Annotated in this window: 2 protein-coding genes; both read right to left on the bottom strand. The window is 31.1% G+C overall.

Annotated elements, in window-relative coordinates:
- Window positions 1-497: 497 nt before the first annotated feature.
- Window positions 498-1,391: an FHA domain-containing protein gene (locus DMC01_RS11875; protein WP_142694409.1), complete on the bottom strand. Its 894-nt coding sequence runs from the start codon at window positions 1,389-1,391 to the stop codon at window positions 498-500.
- Window positions 1,391-4,936, bottom strand: coding sequence for a type VI secretion system membrane subunit TssM (tssM, locus tag DMC01_RS11870; RefSeq protein ID WP_246059225.1), 3,546 nt, complete (start codon window positions 4,934-4,936; stop codon window positions 1,391-1,393). Before tssM ends, DMC01_RS11875 begins: the two co-directional genes overlap by 1 nt.
- Between the last annotated feature and the right edge of the window lie 141 nt (window positions 4,937-5,077).

The following is a 5,077-nucleotide window of genomic DNA, read 5'->3' as shown; positions in this document are numbered from 1 at the left end:
TCACAGCAATACTAAAAATTTAAGCACAAAAAAGCAAAACAAGGATTTAAAATTCAAAAAGCCTTGCTTGGCTTGCTTAAAATGAATAAAAGCTTTTTTTCAAAAAAGTATTGATCTTGAATAAATGCCATCTTTGTCATTATAACTGTGTGCTAAAAAGCCACGAATTTATAGAAAATGCCTTAAATTTATAGCTTCTTCGCACCTAAGCTAAAAACGATAAATAAACACTTTTTTTGAAAAAAATCTAAGATAATTAAAATAAAAAATTTAGGGCAAGCCCTTTATGAAAATTTATTAAAGCCGATAAGGCAAAATCCGCTTAAGTTATATTGAGTCTTTATCAAAGTTTATTAGAAAAAATCATATTAAAGTAGTTTGAGCCTAAATTTATTAAAGCTAATTAGAGAAAATCCTAAGGTATCAAAATTTATAAGAAAAAATCTTATTAAAGCATTTTAAGTCAAAAACTTAGTCTAAACTCAACAGTTGCCAATTTATTTCTTTTTATAACTTACTAAGGCTTTAAGAACTAAATTTTCAAACAAAATATTTTCTTCTTTTATATTGCTCTTAATGCCAGATTTAAGGTAATTAAGAAAGGCATTATCCTTCATCTCTTCAAAGATTGGGCTGTAAAGTTCTTTGCTAATAAGGCTTAAAGCCATAAGATTTATAAGCTTTGTTGATCTCACAAGGGGGATATTTGCTATGATGTGCTCAAAATCTTTTATGTTTAAATCTTCATAGTCTTCATTTAAAAGGACGGTGTTTTGACTTTGCTTTAAATTTTGAAGCAGCTTATCAAGGATTTTATCTATATTTTCTTTTGTAAAGCTTAGAGAATCTTCTTTGGAGGCTAAGAAGCTATCATCGCTTTTTATCTCTATAAAATCATAATTTGGCTTGCTTTCAATGAGTTCTTTTATGTCTTCTTTTTCACTAAAATCAGCCCTCACCTTGCCCCTTGGAATAAGCTCTATCTCAGCTATGCTGTCATCTTGCTTTGGCACAGCCTCGATATTTTCCTTGCCTTCTAAAAGTTCTTTGTCTATTTCCTTACTTTCTACAAAGCGAAATTTAAGCTCTCCTATTTTAAAGGTATCGCCACTGTTTATAATGGTATCATATCCTGCTTGCATAGGAGAAAAAGAACGGTTATAAAACACCTTATTTTCTCCAACAGGAGAAATGGTAAAAAACCCTTCCTCAAAGCTTATTTTAAGATGTTTTTGATCTATATTTTCTTCTTTATCTTGCACATATAAAAAGCACTCAGGCGATGAACCTACAAAGCCTCCACCCTCATCAAAAATACAAGCCTTGTTTTTGGTTTGATTTGCTTCGTGATTTTCAAGCACAAGCCCTATGCTTTCTCCTTCTATAGTCATTATGTATCTCCTGTAACTCTGTCTGTGATTTTAAGCGATTCAAGTGAGTTTATAATTGTATTAATATTGCCTATTAGAGTAAAATCAAAATACATTTTTGCATTGTTTTCAAAGATCAAATTATAATTATTTACTCTTTTACTTTCCTTAGCCAATCTATACCAAGCCCATTCACCTGTATAGTTTTTATTATAACTAAGATTTGAATTTATGTAATTATAAGCTGTGAAATTCAAGCTGGTGCTATTATTAAAATGCTCTGCTATTACTGCTAAATTTGTATTTATGGTGTGATCGTATTTGACATTAAGACTGTTATATCCAAATTCTATAAAGGAAAAATCAGCACTTAGATCAAGACTTTTAAGGGTATAATGCACTGTTATATTGTCATTAGCATTTAGCATTAGGCTAGAAAGTGTGCTAGCTGTGGTTATAAAGGCCAAAAAGTTTTTATCGAAATTGATCTTTGAGCTAAATTCATTTTTAACGCTGTAATTGTTATTTCTTTTTATCAACACCCCATCAAAGTATTTGTTTAAAAATTGATTTAAGGTTCCATTTCTGCCAAAAAAGCCCTTAAAAGCATCTATGCTTAACTCCTCAGTGCTTGTTTGATTAAAGGGATATAACAAGGCTATATTGTTGATAAAGGGGGTATAAACCTCATCAAACCAGGCCCTATTAAACAAAGAAATTCCGTGTCTTTCTATCAAATTCCAAGCATTTAAAGAAAGCCTCTCATAATACTTGCCAAGTTCATTTGGAAGCTGTTTGATGTCTTTGTTAAAAATTTCAAAGGCATCGTTTGTGTCCTTACTCTTGCCAAGGGCATAGATGATTTTTTCCTCAGCACTTTGCAAATTGGTATTTGTAAATTCAGTGATCCTTGTGTGGATCTTTGAAAGATCAGCACTTAGAAGCTCTAAGATTTTTATCTCAGTTTCGTTTTGTGAATTTGAATTAGGGCTTGAATTTCCTATGTTAATTAAATTATTTTGAGGAACTAATTTATGATAAGGCTCAAAGGTCCTAGTTAAATTTGCAAAGCTAGCTCTAAGCTCATTAGCATTTAAACCAAGACCATAGGCTACTGTAAGCAAGATAGGATCATTTAGGTTGGTGTTTGAGCTAAGAACTGAGATTAATGCCCTAATAGGATTTTCTTCTTTGGCTAGGATACTAAGCTCATTTAGGGTGCCATCTTTTGTGTTATATTGCTGTGGGGCAAGGGAATTAAGCATAACCTGCCACTGGCTTTGATAAGCATCAAGATAAATTTTAATGATACCCATGGTTAGGGCATTTTTATCTGCTAGTTCTAAGCCTTCATTATTTGCAAACATAAAGGCTTCTATTTGTATAGCCCTTTCTATGTCCTTATTAAGAGTGCCTAACACCTCTATCATTCCTGTTTTGGTGTAAATTCTTTCTATAAAGTCTATCTTAGAGCTTGGAGCAAAAACAGCATTAGCTGCAAAGCCTAGCTTGTTTTTAATATTATATCTTTTTCTATTTTTCTCGTAATTTATAAAATCAAGCAGTATATACACCCTTTCTACTCTTGGAATTTTATTAAGCTTAAGTATGCTTGTGTTTATGCTTTCTTCGTTTTGCTTAAAGCTACTTAGATCTATCTTATTAAGTTCAGCTATGCCATTTAAGAAGCTTTCATTTGGAATTTCATACTTAGCTAGGCCTTGCCAGTTTTCATTTATCCAAATTTTAAGCAAATTTTTATCAAGATATTCTTGTGTGAATAAAGACTTATACATATATAAGGTTTTTACCAGTGTGCTTGTTTCGTTGCTAGTTTTTAAGATTTCTTCCATTTCTTTCAGCAGGGTATTTTTAAGAACCTCTTCATTTAGCTTATAATAAAACTCTTGTGCCTTCAAAAAAGCCCTATATGAAAGATCAAGGCTTAAATAATCCATCATTTTTGCCTTATCATTCAGCTTAGGATACACGCTAAGAATATTTTTAAGCTGGGCTAATAACCTAGCCTTCTCATTTAGATCAAGTGCTTGATAATTTGTAGAATTTTCCAAAAGCACATTTAGACTTTGCAAGGTGTTTCTTGCCTTGGCTTGTTCGTTTATATTTTTAGAGATGATGTTAAAGGATACAAAATAAGTTCCCACTAAGGATATAAGCACCAAGGACATCAAAGACAGTTGTCTAAGCAATTTCTTTGTGTTGCTTAAAGAAGCGTCTTTAAAGATTATATCTTCAAGCAAGGATTTCACAAAAAAGCTTTGTTCTTTTTTTATCACACTTGCCCTAGCTAGGGCTTTTTTGATATTGTATTTTTCACAAATGGCATCAAGCAAGAAATTGCGTGGGATATTTTCTTGATAGGCACTTACAAAATACACCCCCCTTAAAGAAGAATTATTTTTCAAAGAATTCTCAGCTTGAAGCTCTAAGATAAAATCTTGCACCAAAAAAAATAAATTATCAAGCTGTTTGAGGAAAAAATATATCTTGCTTTTTTCTTCTAAGGAATATATACGGTTATTTGCATCCATAAAGGCATAAAATAATGAATTACTTAGCTCCTTAAAGTCTTTGTCTAAATTTTTTTTATTAATCTCCTCATCAAAGCTCAAACCAAGCACCTTATTAGCTAGATCCTCATTAAAAAGATCCATAAATTCCTTCATACCCTCAAGCAGATCAAGCTTAGAAAAAACCACATAAATAGGAAGGGTTAAATTCAAGGTGTTTTCACAGTCATTAACTCTTTTGGTAAGATAGCGAATGAGATTTTTAAAATACTCCTTATCGCTTGTCAAAAACACCCTAGTATCTACAATCAAGACTATACCATTAAGCTTGTTATAGAATAAATTTGTATTTAAAAAAGACAAAAAAGAATGCCAGATGTTTTTTTTGATTAAAAAGTCCTTGTTTTTATCCAAATCATCCTCTGGCAACTCATCGCTACTTTGAGGGGTAAAAAATTCTTCTTGAGAAAAATAATTTCCCTCAGTATCAAGCAAGGCTCCATTCTTAGACACATATAAGGAAAAATTAGTAGTTGATTTATGAAGCTTTTTGTAAGATTCTAGGCTATCGCTTAGGGGGTATTCTATGTTTGAGTAGTTTATAAAGGTGCTTTTACCTGCACCCTCATTGCCTATGATGATGACAAGAGGCAAATCCTTGGTTTTTAGATCTTGTTTCCAGGTATTTTTAGCATCTTTTATGGAGATAAAAAAATTCCTCTTAGCCTTAAATAAATGCGAACTTGCTTCTTTTTTAAGCTCGTTAAGCTTGATCCTTTTTTCATCCTTAAAGGAAGCAAAAAATTCCATCATAGGTCTTAAAAAAAAGAATAAAAATACAAAAAGCCAAAATATAAACACAATGCCAAATCTAAGATAAGAATTAGCAAAGATATACACATCATTAAAGGCTATTAAAGAACCCCAAATGCAAAAAAATACGCTTATTACAAAAAGAAATCCTAAGATAAAAAGTGTTAAAAAGAATTTAGATTGAAAGAAAGTTTTTATTTTTTGAAATATCATAGTTTTCATATACCTTAAAATTCATTCAAAAACATTTTAAGTGATTATACTAAATTATAAATAAAAATGATATAATCAAAGCCATATTTACTCAAAGAAAGGAAGACTATGGCACAACCAGCATATATTAGGATAGAAGGAGCCTCTCAA

The sequence above is a fragment of the Campylobacter troglodytis genome (genome assembly GCF_006864425.1).
Lineage (GTDB): Bacteria > Campylobacterota > Campylobacteria > Campylobacterales > Campylobacteraceae > Campylobacter_D > Campylobacter_D troglodytis.
This window is presented reverse-complemented; position numbering and strand designations above follow the sequence as displayed.

Excerpts from the sequence above, each read along its gene's own strand:
- tssM (WP_246059225.1), bottom strand. The coding sequence starts at position 4,936 with ATGAAAACTATGATATTTCAAAAAATAAAAACTTTCTTTCAATCTAAA.
- DMC01_RS11875 (WP_142694409.1), bottom strand. The coding sequence starts at position 1,391 with ATGACTATAGAAGGAGAAAGCATAGGGCTTGTGCTTGAAAATCACGAA.